This window comes from Nonomuraea recticatena (assembly GCF_039533245.1).
In the GTDB taxonomy this organism is placed as follows: Bacteria; Actinomycetota; Actinomycetes; order Streptosporangiales; family Streptosporangiaceae; genus Nonomuraea; species Nonomuraea roseola.
Window position 1 is genome coordinate 1 of record NZ_BAAATE010000017.1, and the last position, 16,033, is coordinate 16,033.

General features: G+C 71.1%; 15 protein-coding genes. 7 read left to right on the forward strand and 8 right to left on the reverse strand.

Annotation, left to right across the window (positions count from 1 at the left end):
- On the forward strand, positions 1-1,570 hold a 1,570-nt coding region (locus ABFX50_RS28525; RefSeq protein ID WP_346150468.1), incomplete at its 5' end, for a multicopper oxidase family protein.
- A gap of 169 nt (positions 1,571-1,739) precedes the next feature.
- Entirely contained in the window at positions 1,740-2,405 is a 666-nt protein-coding gene (locus tag ABFX50_RS28530) for a B3/B4 domain-containing protein (protein WP_346150470.1), read from the forward strand.
- 30 nt (positions 2,406-2,435) lie between these two features.
- Here the strand turns inward: ABFX50_RS28530 and ABFX50_RS28535 are convergent, their stop codons facing one another.
- Positions 2,436-3,137: an SRPBCC family protein gene (locus ABFX50_RS28535; RefSeq protein ID WP_346150472.1), complete on the reverse strand. Its 702-nt coding sequence runs from the start codon at positions 3,135-3,137 to the stop codon at positions 2,436-2,438.
- An 85-nt stretch (positions 3,138-3,222) separates the two neighbouring features.
- On the opposite strand from ABFX50_RS28535, the gene ABFX50_RS28540 reads away from it, so the two are divergent.
- From ABFX50_RS28540 to cydB, 3 genes are all read left to right on the forward strand, one after another.
- The gene (locus tag ABFX50_RS28540; protein WP_346150474.1) at positions 3,223-4,092 is read left to right on the forward strand and encodes a polysaccharide deacetylase family protein; all 870 of its coding nucleotides are present in this window, start codon (positions 3,223-3,225) and stop codon (positions 4,090-4,092) included.
- Between the two features lie 252 nt (positions 4,093-4,344).
- Positions 4,345-5,685, forward strand: a complete 1,341-nt coding sequence (locus ABFX50_RS28545; protein ID WP_346150476.1) for a cytochrome ubiquinol oxidase subunit I — start codon at positions 4,345-4,347, stop codon at positions 5,683-5,685.
- Between the two features lie 10 nt (positions 5,686-5,695).
- The gene (cydB, locus tag ABFX50_RS28550; protein WP_346150478.1) at positions 5,696-6,646 is read left to right on the forward strand and encodes a cytochrome d ubiquinol oxidase subunit II; all 951 of its coding nucleotides are present in this window, start codon (positions 5,696-5,698) and stop codon (positions 6,644-6,646) included.
- Here cydB and ABFX50_RS28555 read toward each other — a convergent pair.
- Genes ABFX50_RS28555 through ABFX50_RS28575 form a run of 5 tightly spaced genes read right to left on the reverse strand, consistent with a single transcriptional unit; the run spans position 6,590 to position 11,089 of the window.
- A complete protein-coding gene (locus ABFX50_RS28555; RefSeq protein ID WP_346150480.1) occupies positions 6,590-7,321 on the reverse strand; it encodes an ABC transporter ATP-binding protein in 732 nt (243 codons plus the stop codon). The two genes, cydB and ABFX50_RS28555, sit on opposite strands and share 57 nt — an antisense overlap.
- On the reverse strand, positions 7,314-8,045 hold the full coding sequence (locus ABFX50_RS28560) for an ABC transporter ATP-binding protein (RefSeq protein ID WP_346150482.1): 732 nt from the start codon (positions 8,043-8,045) through the stop codon (positions 7,314-7,316). Before ABFX50_RS28560 ends, ABFX50_RS28555 begins: the two co-directional genes overlap by 8 nt.
- A complete protein-coding gene (locus ABFX50_RS28565) occupies positions 8,042-9,019 on the reverse strand; it encodes a branched-chain amino acid ABC transporter permease (protein WP_346150484.1) in 978 nt (325 codons plus the stop codon). Before ABFX50_RS28565 ends, ABFX50_RS28560 begins: the two co-directional genes overlap by 4 nt.
- Complete coding sequence (locus tag ABFX50_RS28570) at positions 9,003-9,884, reverse strand: branched-chain amino acid ABC transporter permease (RefSeq protein WP_346150486.1); 882 nt, start codon at positions 9,882-9,884, stop codon at positions 9,003-9,005. Before ABFX50_RS28570 ends, ABFX50_RS28565 begins: the two co-directional genes overlap by 17 nt.
- Positions 9,878-11,089, reverse strand: coding sequence for an amino acid ABC transporter substrate-binding protein (locus ABFX50_RS28575; RefSeq protein WP_346150488.1), 1,212 nt, complete (start codon positions 11,087-11,089; stop codon positions 9,878-9,880). Before ABFX50_RS28575 ends, ABFX50_RS28570 begins: the two co-directional genes overlap by 7 nt.
- Positions 11,090-11,336: 247 nt before the next feature.
- Between ABFX50_RS28575 and ABFX50_RS28580 the strand changes: the two genes are divergently transcribed.
- Positions 11,337-12,389: a LacI family DNA-binding transcriptional regulator gene (locus ABFX50_RS28580; RefSeq protein ID WP_346150490.1), complete on the forward strand. Its 1,053-nt coding sequence runs from the start codon at positions 11,337-11,339 to the stop codon at positions 12,387-12,389.
- Between the two features lie 144 nt (positions 12,390-12,533).
- Here the strand turns inward: ABFX50_RS28580 and ABFX50_RS28585 are convergent, their stop codons facing one another.
- Positions 12,534-14,246: a M4 family metallopeptidase gene (locus tag ABFX50_RS28585; RefSeq protein WP_346150492.1), complete on the reverse strand. Its 1,713-nt coding sequence runs from the start codon at positions 14,244-14,246 to the stop codon at positions 12,534-12,536.
- 121 nt (positions 14,247-14,367) lie between these two features.
- Between ABFX50_RS28585 and ABFX50_RS28590 the strand changes: the two genes are divergently transcribed.
- Positions 14,368-15,597, forward strand: coding sequence for an MFS transporter (locus ABFX50_RS28590; protein WP_346150494.1), 1,230 nt, complete (start codon positions 14,368-14,370; stop codon positions 15,595-15,597).
- On the opposite strand, the gene ABFX50_RS28595 is transcribed toward ABFX50_RS28590, so the two are convergent.
- Positions 15,587-15,967, reverse strand: a complete 381-nt coding sequence (locus ABFX50_RS28595; RefSeq protein ID WP_346150497.1) for a hypothetical protein — start codon at positions 15,965-15,967, stop codon at positions 15,587-15,589. The two genes, ABFX50_RS28590 and ABFX50_RS28595, sit on opposite strands and share 11 nt — an antisense overlap.
- Positions 15,968-16,033 lie beyond the last annotated feature (66 nt).

Consider the following 16,033-nt stretch of genomic DNA (forward strand, 5'->3'; position numbering starts at 1 on the left):
GCTGGGCATCGGTGGGGCGCTCGGGCTGATGGCGGCCACCGGGCTGTCGGCCTCGGCCGCGCTGGCCCGCCGCCCCTCGGTCACCGGTGCCGAACTGCGCAGCGCCGTGCCGCTGCCGCCGCCCTTCCAGCTGCCGCTGCCGATCCCCGCCGTGCTGAAGCCGGTCAGCACCTCAGGCGGCGTCGACCGTTACGAGATCACCCAGCGCGAGGCGAGCGCGGAGATCCTGCCCGGCGTCAGGACGCCGCTGTGGACGTACGAGGGCGCCTTCCCAGGTCCGACGATCGAGTCGCGCCGCGGCCGGCCCGTCACCGTGACGCACCGCAACGAACTGCCCGTGCCGACCGTCGTGCACCTGCACGGCGGACGCACCCCTGCGGCCTCCGACGGCTACCCGACCGACCTGGTCCTGCCCGAAGGCTGGCCCGACGCCGCCCCGCACACCGGGCACGGCTCCGCGCACGGCGCGCACGGCATGCACGATCCGCGGGCCGTGGTGACCAGGCTGACGCGGGACTACACCTTCCCGCTGGAGCAGCGGCCGACGCTGCTGTGGTACCACGACCACCGGATGGACTTCACCGCCCCCGCGATCTGGCGGGGCCTGGCCGGGCTGCAGATCGTCCGCGACGACGCCGAGGACTCACTCGGCCTGCCCGCGGGGCCGCGCGAACTGCCGCTGATGATCGCCGACCGGGCGTTCGCCGCCGACGGCAGCCTCGACTACCCCTCCCTCGACCCCACCCTGCGCGAGCGGCCGGGCGTTCGCGAGCCCTATCTGGCCGGAGTCCTCGGCGACGTGATCCTGGTCAACGGCGCGCCATGGCCGGTGCACGAGGTCGACGCGGCCCGCTACCGGCTGCGCATCCTGAACGCCTCCAACGCCCGGCACTACGAACTCGAAGCGGTCAGCAACGAAGGACGCCGCCTGGATCTCGTCCAGATCGGCGCCGACCAGGGACTGCTCGCCGCACCGGTCACCCACCGGCTGCTGCCGATCGCGCCCGCCGAACGCTACGACGTGATCATCGACTTCTCGGGCGTCCCGGTCGGCGGGCTGGTCAGGATGGTCAACCGGCTGGGCTCCGGCCGCACCCGCGAGGTGATGGCCTTCCGCATCGCGCGCAAGGCCACCGACGACAGCCGCATCCCCCGCGTCCTGTCCACCGACCTGCCGACCTGGCGCCGGTCGGACGCCGTCAGGGTGCGCGAGTTCTCCTTCGGCGTCGGCCGGATGCACGGCGGCCACGGCTGGCTGATCGGCGGGCAGCCGTTCGACCCCGCCCGCGCCGACGTCACCACACGTTTCGGTGATGTCGAAATATGGCGGCTGGTCGCCGACGTCCACCATCCCATCCACCTGCACCTGGTCGGCTTCCGGGTGCTCTCGCGCGGCGGCCGCCCGCCGCTGCCCCACGACGCGGGCCTGAAGGACACCGTCTCCCTGCGGCCGGGCGAGGGGGTGGAGATCATCACCCGCTTCGACGGCTACCGCGGCCGCTACCTGTTCCACTGCCACAACGCCGAACACGAGGACATGGCCATGATGGCCAACCTCGAGATCATCTAACGGCATCGCCCGACCCGCAGCATTGGACCTCTCAAAAGGCTCCGCTTTGGACCTGTTCATCAGGCCATTGTAGCGAGAGGGTGGTTTCGACGCCGAGAGTGAAGGCCCGCATGGACGCCTGTCGCCCTCGGCGTCCGACTCGCCTTCACCGATCTTCAGGAGCCGCCTCATGGACTTCCACCACTCGCCGCAGATCAGGTCCGCCTTCCCCGAGCTGGCGGCCGGAGTGGTCTTCGCGCAGGGCATCACCCCCGACGCCGCTCCGGACCTGGAGCGTTTCACCGCCGTGGCGAAGGAGCGGCTGGCGGCCGGCACGGAGGCGGACCTGCCCGAGATCCAGGCCTGGCGGCGCGCCTTCTCGAAGATGGGGCTGAAGCCGACCCAGTACAGGTGCGCGTCGGAGTCGCTGCTGCGGCGCTTCAGGAAGGAGGGGTCGCTGCCGCGCATCCACCCGCTGATCGACCTGTGCAACGCGGTCTCGCTGGCCTACGCCGTCCCCGTGGCGGTCTTCGACCTCGCCCATGTCGCCCGCGGCCTGGAGGTGCGCCACGCCGTCGGCGAGGAGACCTACCTGACCTTCGGCGGCGAGGTGGAGCAGCCCGACCCCGGCGAGGTGATCTTCGCCGACGCCGAGGGGCGGGCGCACGCGCGCCGCTGGACCAACAGGCAGAGCGGCTACTCGGCCGTCAGGGACACGACGAGCTCGGTCCTGATCGTGGCCGAGGCGATGCACGCGACGGCCGCCGCCGACGTCGCCGAGCTCACCACGGTGCTGGCCAGGGAGCTCGAGCGCGCCTGGCCCACCGCGCGTGAGGTGACGATCGAGAGCCGCTAACTCGCCGCGTCCCGCCCGGGTCCGAAGGCGCTAGCGGCGGCCCGCCCTGCCGAGCACCCAGCCGATCGCGGCGCTGCCGAGGGCGATGCCCGCGCCCATGCCGAAGGCGGCGAGCATGACCCACGGGCGGGTCTGGGTGTGCTGCCTGTCCTGGGACGGCCGCTCGAAGACCTGCCCGCCCCCCGGCCCTGGCGCCGTCGCCGGCGCGGCGAGAGCGGGCACGGGCGTACCGGACGGCAGCCCGGCGCCCGGCGGGGCGGCCGAGCCGCTCCCTGCCGCGGTCGCCTCCGCGGGCGGGGAGATCAGGTGGCTCTCCACGGCGGAGAAGAAGTCGCCCGCCGTGCGCTTGGCGACCGAGCCGAGCATCCGCTGCCCCACCCCGCCGATCATGCCGCCGACCACCGCCTCCGCGTCGTAGTCGATCCTGGTGCCGCCGTCCACGTCGGCCAGCCGTACCTCCACGGTCGCCTCGACCGTGCCGGGCGCGCCCTGTCCTCGCGCCCTCAGCACGAAGCGCTCGGGCGGCAGCGGCTCGGAGAGGGCTACCTCTCCCTGGTAGACGCCCTTGATGGAGGCGACGCCCGCGCTGACCGTCATCCGGTAGGTGCCGGGCCCGGTCTCCTCCAGGCGCTCGCAGCCCGGGATGGTGCGCACCAGCACCGCCGGGTCCTGGAGCGCGTCCCACACACGATCTCTGTCGATGCCGAGCACCGCACTGCCTGCGACCTTCACATGGCCACTCTAGGCAGCGACCCTCCCCTTCCTCATGTCAACTCACGCCGAGAATGCGACCTTGGTCATGGCAGGATGGGCTTTCATGGTCACGGGGCGATTCGGGGGAACGCGCCTGGCGCGCGCGGGCGCGGGCGTCACGGCGGCGGCATTACTGGCCGCCTGCGCGACGGAGCAGGCCAAGGAGCCGGGCTCGGCCTCGTCACCGGCCGCCTCGCAGCGGCCGCAGCCCTCCGCCCAGGAGCTGGGCCCGCCCGGCGCGACGCCGAGAGCCGGCGAGGTGGGCAGGATCCCGCCGAGCGGCTCGCTGCCGCCGGTGATCAGCTCCATTCCCACCCAGCGCAAAGTGGTGTTCCTGACCATCGACGACGGCTGGGAGCAGGACCCCGGCTTCGTCCGCCAGGTGCGCGAGCAGCGCATCCCGATCACCGCCTTCGTCATGCGCGACGCCGTCGAGGCGCTCGGCGCGCCCGACCCCGCGGGCGGTCAGGGCCGCTTCGTCGGCAGGGGCAAGTGGGGCTACGTCCGCCGGCTGCGCGACGCGGGCGTGCCGATCGAGAACCACACGCTGACCCATCCCAACCTGCGCACGCTCGGCTACCAGGCGCAGAAGGCGGAGCTGTGCGGCACCTCCAGGCTGATCGCCAAGCAGGTCGGGGTGCGGCCCACGCTGTTCAGGCCGCCCTTCGGCAACTACAACGCCGACACCCGGCGCGCCGCCAAGGCCTGCGGCCTTGACGCGCTGCTGCTGTGGACGGCGACGGTCCAGCCGGGCGGCAAGATCGCCTACCAGGTGCCCGACAAGAGGCTGCGCCCCGGCGACATCCTGCTGCTGCACTTCAGGCCCAACCTCGCCAGGGACTTCAGGATCCTGGTCGACAAGATCAAGCGCCGCGGCTACGAGCTCGGCAACCTCGACGCCTATCTGAAGGCGGCCCTCCGCCGGGCGAAGTAGCGAGGAATCCGCCGCGCGGGTGACGCGCGCGAAGCCCCCTGCCCGCCATCGTTGTCCCCGGGGGGACGACCGGGCCGGGAGCCCGGGGGGGTGACCGGGGGACCCTCAAGGGGTGCGAGGTGTGCGGCCTCGCACCCCTTGAGCTTGCCTGTGACGAAGATCGCAGCCCCTCCTCGTCGCATTGCTCTACGAGTCGTAGTACTACTTTTAGTAGAACTACAAGCTGTAGAGCTCCAAGCCCGTGAGGGGATCATGGAAGCACTAGACCTTGCACGGTGGCAGTTCGGCGTGACCACCGTGTACCACTTCCTCTTCGTACCGCTGACGATCGGCCTCGGCGTCTTCGTGGCCGGGCTGCAGACCGCCTGGCACCGCACGGGCAAGGAGCACTACCTGCGGCTGACGAAGTTCTTCGGGAAGCTCTTCCTGATCAACTTCGCGATGGGCGTGGTGACGGGCATCGTGCAGGAGTTCCAGTTCGGCATGAACTGGAGTGAGTACTCCGTGTTCGTGGGCGACGTCTTCGGCGCCCCGCTGGCGCTGGAGGCGCTGCTCGCTTTCTTCATGGAGTCGACGTTCCTGGGTCTGTGGATCTTCGGCTGGGACAAGCTGCCGAAGAGGGTCCACCTGGCCACCATCTGGGCGGCGGTGATCGGCTCGAACCTGTCGGCCTACTTCATCCTGGCCGCCAACGCCTGGATGAAGCACCCGGTGGGCTACGAGGTCGTGGACGGCAGGGCCAGGATGACCGACCTCTGGGCGGTGCTGACCAACTCCACCGCGCTGGCCCAGGTGCCGCACGTGATCGCGGCCAGCTTCATCGTGGCGGGCGGGTTCGTGCTGGCGGTCAGCGGCCACCGGCTGCTCAAGGGCGACACCACCTTCAGGAGCCCGCTGCGCGGCGCCCTGGTCATGACGGCGATCGCGGGGGCCGTCGTCGCGGGCAGCGGAGACATGTCGGCCAAGCTGATGTACGAGCAGCAGCCGATGAAGCTGGCCGCCGCCGAGGGCCTCACCCACGACACCAAGGGCGCGCCGTTCCACGTGCTGCCCGGCATCGAGATCCCCAAGCTGCTGAGCTTCCTGTCCACCAACGACTTCGAGGCCACCGTCCAGGGCAGCGAGGACATCCAGCGCAGGCTGGAGGAGAAGTTCGGTCCCGGCGACTACCGGCCGAACCAGGAGGTCGTCTTCTGGTCCTACCGGGTGATGCTCGGCTTCGGCCTGTCGACGGTGGGCCTGTCGGTGCTGGGCCTCTGGCTGACCCGCAGGCGCAGGCAGGTGCCCCCCTGGTACGCCAAGGCGCTCGTGCTGGCCCTTCCGCTGCCGCTGCTCGCGGTGATCGGCGGCTGGCTGCTCAGCGAGATCGGCCGCCAGCCGTGGACGGTGGCGGGCGAGTTGCTGACCGCCTCCAGCGTCTCGCCGGGGGTGTCGCTGGCCGAGGTGGCCACCTCGCTGACCCTGTTCACCCTCCTGTACGGCGTGCTCGCCATGGCCGAGGTCGTCCTGCTGGTCAGGAGCGTCAGGAAGGGCCCCGAGCTGCCCCCTGCGCCGGCCGTCGAGCCGGTGCGCGAACCGTCGCTGATGTACTGAGGAGAACGCAGTGATCGATCTGTGGTTCGTCATCATCGCCTTTCTCTGGACCGGCTACTTCGTCCTTGAGGGCTTCGACTTCGGGGTCGGCATGCTGTCGCCCTTCCTCGGCAGGAACGAGGGCCAGCGCAAGCAGGTCCTGCAGACCATCGGCCCGGTGTGGGACGGCAACGAGGTCTGGCTGATCACCGCGGTGGGCGCGATGTTCGCCGCCTTCCCCGCCTGGTACGCAGGCTTCCTCAGCTCCTTCTACCTGCCGCTCACGCTGGTGCTGGCCGGGCTGATCGTGCGCGGCGTGGCCCTCGAGTGGCGCGGCAAGCTGGAGCACTCCTCCGACAGGGCATGGGCCGACGTCGGCATCGCGGCGGGCAGCGCGCTTCCCGCCTTCCTGTGGGGGGCCGTCTTCGCCGACGTGCTGCTCGACAGCGGGGTGGCGGCCCTGGTGGGCGGCGCGTTCTCGCTGGCGGTCTGCCTCCTGCACGGCGCGGTCTTCCTCGCGCTCAGGACCGAGGGCGTGGTACGGCGGCGCGCCCGCGCGGCCGCCATGGGCACGCTCGTCGCGGTCATCCCCCTGGGGATCGTGGCGCTGTCGTCCATTCCGCGCGAGGGCTCCGGCGCCGTGTGGATCGCGGCGGGCACGGCGATGGCGCTGCTGGCGGCGGGCGGCTCGCTGATCTGGCGGCGCAGGGAGGGCTGGGCCTTCGCCGCCACCGCGGGGGCGATCGCGCTGGCCTCGGCCGCGCTGTTCGGGACGCTGGCGGGCGCGCCGATGCCGGGCCTGACCCTGGAGCAGGCCGCGTCGGGCCCCTACACGCTGAACGTCCTGACCTGGATCGGCCTGGCCATCCTGCCGTTCGTGCTGGGCTACCAGGGCTGGACGTACTGGGTGTTCAGGAAGCGGATCTCAGCCCCTGGCGGCGCCGCCCAGGTACAGCGCGCCCAGACGGGGATCGGCCAGTAGGTCGCGAGCGGGCCCTGAGATGTGGACGGTGCCGAGGTCGAGCACGCAGCCGACGTCGGCCGTCTCCAGGGCCCTGCGCGCGTTCTGCTCCACGAGCAGGACGGCGACGCCGGTGCGGCGCATGAGGTCGATCTGGTCGAAGACGGTCTGGGTGGTCCTGGGGTCGAGCCCCATGGACGGCTCGTCGAGCAGCACCACCCTCGGCTCCAGCATCAGCGCGCGGGCGAACTCGACCTGCTTCTGCTGGCCGCCCGACAGCAGCCCCGCGATGCTCCCCCACCGCTCGCCGACGACGGGGAACAGCTCCTTGACCCGCTCGGCGCGCCTGGCCAGCAGCGCGCCGTCGCGCACGGTGAAGCCGCCGAGCAGGACGTTCTCGGCGACGGTCATCTCGGGGAAGACGCTGTGGCCCTGCAGCACGTGGGCCAGGCCCCTGGTCAGCAGGTCCTGGGGGGCCAGGCCGGTGACGTCCTCGCCCGACAGCACCACGGTGCCCGAGCGTGGGGCCAGCAGGCCGCTGGCGACCCTGAGCACGGTGGACTTGCCCGCGCCGTTGGGCCCGACCAGGCAGACGACCTGCCCCGCCTCGACGGTGACCGACAGTCCCCGCAGGACGAGGGCGGCTCTGCCGTATCCCGCCTCGAGGTCGTTCAGAGCCAGCACGATCTCAGACACCGAGGTAGGCCTCCAGCACGCGAGGGTCGGCGCGCACCGCCGAGGGCGGGCCCTCGGCGATCGGCGCTCCCCTGTCGAAGACGATCACGTGGTCGCACATGCCCATCACCATGTCCATGTTGTGCTCGACGACCAGGAAGGTGCGGCCCTCGGCGTTGAGGTCGCGCACCAGGGTGACGATCCGCTCGATCAGCGCGGGGTTCACGCCGCCCGCGGGCTCGTCCAGCAGGACCAGATCGGGGTCGCCCATGAAGACGGCGGCCAGTTCGAGCAGCTTCTGCTGGCCGTAGGAGAGGTTGCGGGCCTCGGCGCGTTCGAGGTGCTCGATGCCCATGCGGGTCAGCCAGTGGCGGGCCCGCTCGACCTCGCCCGTGGCGTGGGTGCCCGCCAGCAGCTCGCGCAGGCGCGTACGGCGCACCGCCACCAGCATGTTCTCCATCACCGTCATGCGGGGGAAGACCCTGCACAGCTGGAAGGTACGGCCCAGCCCCACGTGCGCGATGCGGTGCGGCGCGTAGCGGGTGATGTCGCGGTCGCGGTAGAGCACCCTGCCCTCGTCCGGCCTGATCAGGCCGGTGACGAGGTTGAAGAAGGTGGTCTTGCCCGAGCCGTTGGGCCCGATCAGGCCGTTGATCCTGCCTTCGGCGATCTCCACGGTGACGTCGTCGACGGCCCTGACGCCGCCGAACGACTTGGTCAGCCCCGCGGTCCTGAGCGAGCTCATCCGGCCGCCTCCTCCCTGATCGAGGCCTGCTGGGGTCTGCGGACGAGCCTGGCGGCGGCGGGGATGATGCCCTCGGGCATGAAGAGCACGACCAGCACCAGCAGCAGCCCCGCCGCCGCCAGGTGGACCTGCGTCTCGCCGAGTGCGACCAGGAAGTACTCCCCCGCAGGCGCGACGATGAGCGCGCCGAGCAGCGGGCCGAACAGGTGGCGCACCCCGCCGAGCAGGCTCATCAGCACCATGTAGGAGCCGATGAGGATCGAGAACACGAAGATCGGGTCGAGGCTGCGGAACCACAGCGCGTAGAGGCCTCCGGCCAGCGCCACGAACAGCGCCGACAGCGCGTAGGCCGTGACCTTGAAGGCGGCGGTGGGCACGCCGAGCGACTCGGCCTTGTCCTCGTCCTCCCTGATCGCGCGCAGGCCCGCGCCGTAGCGGGACCTGGAGATGAACCACCAGGTCAGCATCACCAGCGCGAGCAGGGCCAGGAACAGGTAGAAGAAGGCGAAGTGGCTCTGCCCCCTGTTGAGGTCGGGGAAGGGCGAGGGGACGCGCAGGCCCGTCGAGCCGCCGGTGAGCGAGCGCCAGCCCTGCACCAGCAGGTTCGTCATCGACACCAGCGCGATCGACACGATCACGAACGAGGCGCCGCGCACCCTGACGGCCGCCACGCCGACCAGCGCGGCGAACAGCGCGACGACGAGCGCCGAGCCGATCAGCGAGGGGATCCACGACCAGCCCGCGCGGGTCATGAGCAGGCCGGTGCCGTACGCGCCGAGGCCGAAGAAGGCCGAGTGGCCGAGCGAGACGTAGCCGGTGAAGCCGCCGAGGATGTTCCACGAGGTGGCGGTCGCGGCGTACATCAGCGTCAGCACGCCCGCGTACAGCAGGTAGAGGTTGGGCACGATCCACGGGTAGGCCAGCGCGAGGGCCACCCCTGCCGCCAGAAGCGCGTACCTAGAAGCGTTGTGCAAGCCGTCCTCCGAAGAACCCCTGCGGGCGGGCGATGAGGGTCAGGAAGAGGAAGACGTAGAACATCATCGTCGCCCACGTGGCGTCGACGGTGACCAGCACCAGGCTCTCGATCACGCCCAGCATCACCGCGGCCAGCGCCGCGCCGAGCACGCTGCCCAGGCCGCCGACCACGATGATCGCCATGAGCTTGCCGATCCACGCCCAGTGGGCGGCGGGGAAGAAGGGCGTGATCAGCGCCAGCACCGACCCGCCCACCGCCGCCGTGGCCAGGCCGACGCCGAAGCCGTACCCCGTGACCCGCTCGGTCCTGATGCCGACCAGCCGCGCGGCCTCCCTGTGCTGGATGGTGGCGCGCAGCGCGCGCCCGAACCTGCTCTTCAGCAGGATCGCGAACAGCGCCGCCAGCGTCAGCGCGGCCACCGCGAAGGCCACGATCCTGTCGTACGGCAGCCGCACCGCGCCCAGCGTCAGCGACCTGGTGGCGTAGTCCATGCTCACCGACTTGTAGGAGCCCGTGTAGACCGTCCCGAGCAGCCCCTCGATGACCAGCGCGAGCCCGAAGGTGAGCAGCACCGACATCATCGGCAGGTTCTCCGGCGCCAGCCTGGCCACGAGCAGGCGCTGCACGGCCACCCCGAGCGCGAAGAACAGCGGCACCGTCACCGGCAGCGCCAGCAGCGGGTCGAGGCCGAAGGCGGTGTGCAGGGTGTAGGTCAGGTAGGCGGCCAGGAACAGGAACGCCGGGTGGGCCACCATGACCACCCGCATCACCCCGAAGTACAGCGACAGTCCCGAGGCGAGCAGCGCGTACAGGCCGCCCGTCAGCACGCCCAGGGCCAGCCCCTGCAGGAGGAGGGTCACCATTCCTTCTTCGGGTAGACGAGCTTGGCGGTCTGCGCCTTCGACCCCTCGGGCAGGACGATCTCGACCTTGCCGTCGACGTACTGCTGGATCATGTGCGCCTGCTCGGGCCTGCCCTTGTCGTCGAAGGAGAGCGGGCCGACGATGGTCTCGAAGCTGCCCTGGCGGATGTGGTCGGCCAGCTTGGTCTGGCACTCCTTCGTCTGCTCGACGCACTTGACCGCGTTGACCGCCGCCTCCACGATCTGGCCGACGGTGAAGCCGTTGGCCGCGTCCTCGTTGGCGTCGGTCTTGAACATCTCCTTGTAGCGCTTGACGAAGGCGTCGTTGCCGGGGAAGCCGGAGGAGACCGCCCAGCCCACGGGAGAGACGATGTGCTCGGCCGCGCCCTTCACCGCCGCGGGGAACTCCGCCAGCGTCGGCCCCGTGGAGAAGGCCGCCATCCTGGGCTGCGAGCCGAGCTCCTGCAGGGCGCGCACCAGGCCGACGGAGTCCTCGAACTGGGTGCCGCCGACGACGAGGTCGGGTTTCGCCGCCGCGATCTTGGCGGCGATGGGGGCGAAGTCGGTCGTCTCCGGCGGGTAGACCTCGTCGACCACGGTCTTGATCCCGCCCGCGGCGAGCTTGTCGCGCAGCCCGTAGGCGGTGCCCATGGCGAACGGGTCGTCCAGGCTGGCGTAGGCGGCGGTCCTCGGCCTCTTGTCGGCGGGCAGCGCGAGCAGGTACTCGGCCAGGTAGTTGTAGTGGTCGCTCGCGATGGCGGGGGCGGCGTAGAACAGTCGCTCGAAGCCCTGCTCGAAGACCTCCTTGGCGGCGCCCGCCGGTTCGACGAAGAGCATGTCGTACGACTCGGCCACCTGCGCGGCGGGGATGACCAGGCGCGAGGAGAACGGACCGAAGACCAGGTTCACCTTGTCCTGGGAGATGAGCGACTCGTAGTCGGAGCTGACCTTGTTCGGGTCGGAGGCGTCGTCGCGGAAGATCAGCTCGACCTTCCTGCCGAGCAGCCCGCCCTTGGCGTTGACCATGTCGGCCCAGACCTGGTAGCCCTCCTGGATGCCCTTGCCCGGCTCGGAGAAGTCACCTGTCAGGGGCAGGGAGATGCCTATCTTCACGGGGCCCGCGGCGGTGGCGGAGGGCGCGGCCGCCTCCTGGGCGGCGCCGCCGCAGGCCGAGATCGCCAAGCTGGTGAGTGCCAGCGCTGCCACACCGTTCCGGAAACTGACCATTGTTCGCGACCTCCAGGGACCTCGAGGGACCTCCGGGGACTTCCTGTCACCTTGCTGGTGGAGCGCGTCCCGGCCCTTCGCCGGCAGTGGCGCTCTCCGAGACTTCGGCTGCGGACTTCTTGCGTTCGGCGGTCTTCGGGTGCTTGGTGGAGAGGGAGCGCTTTCGGAAGCGCTTTCGCGTCACGATTGCACCGTTTCAGCGGTGCGACAAGGGGGTTGCGCTCGCATGTCCGACCGTCCTTCCCCACCGCGCCTCATCGACGTCGCCGAGGCCGCCGGTGTCTCCCTCGCCACCGCCTCCAGGGCGCTGAACGACAGCACGGGGGTCAGCGCCACCCTCGCCGCCCATGTCAAGGCGGTCGCCGCCCAGGTCGGCTACGTGCCCAACAGCCACGCCCGCGCTCTGGCGGGCGGGCAGGCGGCCATCGTCGGCCTGATCGTCCACGACGTCGGCGACCCGTACTTCGGCGAGATCGCCAGGGGCGTGCTGCGCGAGACGGAGAAGCGCGGCTACATGGCGCTGATCAGCCAGACCCAGCGCGACCCGCACGCCGAGCTGTCGCGCATCCGCAGCCTGCGCGCCCACCGCGTCAACGCCATCGTGCTGGCGGGCTCGGGCTACATCGGCACGGCGGCCGAGGCCGACATCGCCGCGGAGGTGCGCTCCTTCACCGCCGCGGGAGGGCGGGTGGCGGTCATCGGCCGCCACCGTCTGCCCGTCGACGCCGTGCTGCCCGACAACGTCAACGGCGGTGTGACGATCATGAAGCACCTGCTCGGCCTGGGGCACCGGCGCATCGGCGTCGTCGCGGGCCCCGCCAACCTCACCACGGTCGAGGACCGCCTGTCGGGGCTGAGGGCCGCCGCCTCCTCCGTCCTGGACTGGTCGGCCGTTCCCGTCATCCACGGCGACTTCACCCGCGAGGGCGGCGCCTCCTCGGCCGCCCGCCTGCTGCGGCGCGACCCGGGGCTCACCGCCGTGGTGGCGCTGAACGACCCCATGGCCGTCGGGGCGCTGTCCTGGCTGCTGAACTCGGGCCGCAGGGTCCCCTCGGACGTCTCGGTCGCGGGCTTCGACGACATCCCCGTCGCCGCCGACGTCCATCCGGGGCTGACCACCGTGCGCCTGCCGATGGTGGCGATGGGCGCCCAGGCCCTCGAGCTGGTGCTCAGACCGCCCGCCTCACGGCCTCGGCGCCGCCGTACCGGCCATGAGCTCGTCCCTCGCGCCTCGACCGCCCCTCCCCGCAGGCCGGCTGCCGGCGCCCGTACGCCCTGACGATCTCGACCGCCGGACGGACAGCCCGATGTTCCCCGGCAGGGCCGTCTGACCGCCGAAGATCCGGGGCCCGAACCACGTTCAGGATCCGCCGGGCGCGGGGACTCGTCCAGGGAGGGCGCGCTCTCCCTGGACGAGGCGGGGCTACTCGATGCCGACGGCCGAGTAGGCCGACTCGATCGCCGCCAGCACCGGGTCGAGCTGCTTCGGGCTGCCCGCGAGGTAGACCTTGGCCACGTCCCTCAACGCGACGGGCACGTCGGTGAAGAGCGCGAGCCTGCTCAGGCGCACCATCGCCAGGTAGAGCAGGACGACCCAGTCCCTGGCGTCCAGGACCGGTGTCCCCTGCGCGGTGGTGGCGGTGAACAGCAGGTGCGCCGCCTTGTTGGGGATGCCGCTGTTGATGTGGACGCCGCCGTTGTCGGCGGTGGTGTGCACGAAGTCGCGCATGTGCGCGGGCTGGCCGAAGGCCACGGGGTCGCTGAGCGAGCGCAGCCCCGCGCCGGTGGGCCGCCAGCCCCTGCCCAGCTCCCAGTTCCAGCCCGCGACGTTCTCCGGCGTCTCGGCCTCGTACCAGTTGCTGATCGTGATGCCGAGGATGTCGGCGAAGGACTCGTTCAGCGCCCCCGGCTGGTTCCTGTAGACCAGGCCGCTGGAGGTGTCGATGACGCCGTGCGTGAGCTCGTGCCCGATGACGTCGAGGAAGCGGGCGGTGCTGACCAGCACGCCCGCGGGGTTGCGCATCTGGCCGTACCACATGCGGTTGTCGAACCAGGCGGCGTTCTTCCACTCGGGCCCTGGCCCGTGCGGGCTGAAGATGCAGTTGATGACGGAGGTCAGCGCCATGCCCTGGTCGTCGACGCTGTCGCGGCTGAGCACGCCGCGGTAGAAGTCGAAGACCTTCGTGGCGTTGGCGTGGGCCGAGACGGCGGCTTTGAACTTCTCGCCCAGGTCGGGGTCGTTGACCTGGACCGGGTCGGTCAGCTGAGGGTTCTCCGCCAGGTCGCCGAGGGCCAGGTCGAAGGTGACGATGTTCCTGAGCCTGTCGCGCAGCGCGAAGCCCGAGCCCAGCTTGTCGCCCCAGATCCGGTCGACGTGCACGCCGTTCTCGTCGACGCCGCGCAGCTTCGTGGGCACGTCCACGGTCGGCGTGACCCCGAAGTAGAACAGGATCGCTCCGTCCTGCGCGTCCACCAGGTAGTCGACGCGGGGGTACAGCTCGCGGGGCGAGGGGTCCTCCATGCCGTGGCCCGTGTGACCTGGCCCCGGCCTGGCCTCGGGCAGGACGGCCGGCAGCCCGTGCAGGTGCCAGGCCAGGTGCCACGTCCCGGCGTCGTCGAGGTAGTAGGTGAGAGCGGGCGGCATCGAACCGGCGCCCTCGATCGCGGTGCCGGTGGCCGCGGCGACGGCGGCCACGGCGGCGGGCGCGTCGAGCGTGGGAACGTCGGGCGCGCCGCTGACCTCGGCCAGCCTGGCGTCCATGGCCACCAGCTCGCGCGACTGGTCGAGCTCGACGAGCACGTCGCTGCCGAAGATCGGGATCTGCGCGTGCGTCTGGTCGAAGCGGACCAGCGTGGTGCCGGAGGCGGGGGTCTGGCGGGAGGATCGGAGCGTGAGGTCGGGCACCCTGGCGGGTGACTCGGTGGCCAGCGCGGCCCTGAAGCCCGCGGTCTCGGGCTCCTCCGCGAGCTTGTGGTCGAGGTAGAACCTCGCGGCGGCCTCGTTGGAGGTGAAGCGCGGCGCGACGGACTCCAGTCCAGGTGCGATGCCGGTGAACGCACCAGGCGGCCGGGGCCTGCCTCCCGCCTCAGGGTCGTCGGCGATGTGGTAGCGCATGCGGTCGAAGTGTCGACTCATGGCGCGCCCCCTCCTGTTGGTCGGCTTGTGGCGTCATCGTGAACCCACACCCCGGCTTTGTCATGAGTAGGGCATGACTATTCGAGTTGATCGCGCTCCGGTCGTTGGGCACCATGCGCAGGTGACTCTCTTCCGGCACCGCGCCTTCATGCTCCTTTTCGGCGCCGACACGATCAGCCAGGTGGGCACGCAGGTGAGCATGGTGGCCCTGCCCCTGGTCGCGGTGGTGGCCCTGCGCGCGACGCCGTTCGAGATGGGCCTGCTGGTGGCCGCGGAGACGGCGGCCTTCCTGCTCATCGGGTTGCCGGCGGGCGTGTGGGTGGACCGGATGGCCCGCCGCCGGATCCTGATCACCGCCGACCTGGCGCGGGCCGTCCTGCTGTTCTCCGTGCCGGTGACCTGGTGGCTCGGCGTGCTGTCGATGCCGCAGCTCTACGCGGTGGGCCTGGGCGCCGGCGTGGCCACCGTCTTCTTCGACGTGGCCTACCAGAGCTACCTGCCTTCGCTGGTCGAGCGGCACCAGATCCTCGAAGGCAACGCCAAGCTGGAGATCGTCCGCTCGGGCGCCCAGGTGGCGGGCCCCGGCGTCGCCGGATGGCTGGTCCAGCTCGTCACCGCGCCCGTGGCGATCCTGGTCGACGCGATCAGCTTCACGCTGTCGGGGGCGCTGCTGGCCGGCATCAGGTCCGATCGCGACGTGCCGAGCGCCCAGGAGCGGCGCGGGCTGGTCAAGGAGATCGGCGAGGGCCTGCGCTTCGTGCTGGGCCACCCGATCCTGCGCATGATCGCCGCCTGTACGGCCAGCGCCAACTTCGCCAACTCCATGAACAACGCGCTCGCCGTGCTCTTCCTCGTCAACGTCGTCGGGGTGACGCCAGGCGTGATGGGCCTGCTGTTCGCGGCGGCGGGCGTGGGAGGGCTGGTCGGCGCGGCGCTGGTCGGGCCGTTCTCCCGGTGGGTGGGCTCGGCCAGGGCGATCTGGCTGTCGAACCTGCTGACCACGCCGTTCGTGCTGCTGGTGCCGTTGACCGAGCGTGACTGGAGGCTGGGTCTCTACGCGTTCGCCTGGTTCGTGGTGAGCGTGGGCATCGTGGTCTACAACGTCGGGCAGCTCAGCTTCCGCCAGGCGATCACCCCCGACCATCTGCTGGGCAGGATGAACGCGACGATGCGTTTCGTGGTGTGGGGCGTGCTGCCGCTGGGCGCGCTGGCCGGCGGACTGCTCGGCCAGCACCTCGGGATCGTGCCGGCGATGTGGATCGCCTGCGCGCTGGTGCCGCTGTCGGTGATCCCGCTGCTGCTGTCGCCGCTGCGCACCATGCGCGACCTGCCCGAGCCTGTCAGCCCTTGACCCTGTGGTCCTTCAGGTGGAGGTCGCCGCCGAGCCTGCGCTGCACCCGCTCCAGCACCGGCCTGCTCGACAGGGCCGTCCACAGCGGTCCGACGAGGTGCGGGTTGTACTCGGGCGCGGTGTCCATCCAGGCGTCCTTGCCCTGCTGGGTGGTGAACGTCGTGAGGAAGAACTCCCCGTCGGCCGTCTCGCAGTGGCCCTGCCTGAGCTCGCTGGCGTCGATCTGGATGTGCGGGGTGCAGCCGGCCTTGGCGGCCAGTTGCTCGACCGTCGCCGGTTGGACGGCCGCGCCGTAGGAGCCACTGCCGCCGTCGCCTGGCGAACAGGCCGCGACCATGAGCGCGAATGCCGCTATGCGGAGATATGTCATCACGCCCGGAGGTACGCGCGCCCACCCGGCGGAGTTCAATCAGCACGATTCGATCAGCAGGGCTCG

Bases quoted from the DNA above. Each gene is read 5' to 3' on its own strand.
- ABFX50_RS28530 (WP_346150470.1), top strand. From the start codon at position 1,740: ATGGACTTCCACCACTCGCCGCAGATCAGGTCCGCCTTCCCCGAGCTG.
- ABFX50_RS28540 (WP_346150474.1), top strand. From the start codon at position 3,223: ATGGTCACGGGGCGATTCGGGGGAACGCGCCTGGCGCGCGCGGGCGCG.
- ABFX50_RS28545 (WP_346150476.1), top strand. From the start codon at position 4,345: ATGGAAGCACTAGACCTTGCACGGTGGCAGTTCGGCGTGACCACCGTG.
- ABFX50_RS28560 (WP_346150482.1), bottom strand. From the start codon at position 8,045: ATGAGCTCGCTCAGGACCGCGGGGCTGACCAAGTCGTTCGGCGGCGTC.
- ABFX50_RS28570 (WP_346150486.1), bottom strand. From the start codon at position 9,884: ATGGTGACCCTCCTCCTGCAGGGGCTGGCCCTGGGCGTGCTGACGGGC.
- ABFX50_RS28580 (WP_346150490.1), top strand. From the start codon at position 11,337: ATGTCCGACCGTCCTTCCCCACCGCGCCTCATCGACGTCGCCGAGGCC.
- ABFX50_RS28585 (WP_346150492.1), bottom strand. From the start codon at position 14,246: ATGAGTCGACACTTCGACCGCATGCGCTACCACATCGCCGACGACCCT.
- ABFX50_RS28595 (WP_346150497.1), bottom strand. From the start codon at position 15,967: ATGACATATCTCCGCATAGCGGCATTCGCGCTCATGGTCGCGGCCTGT.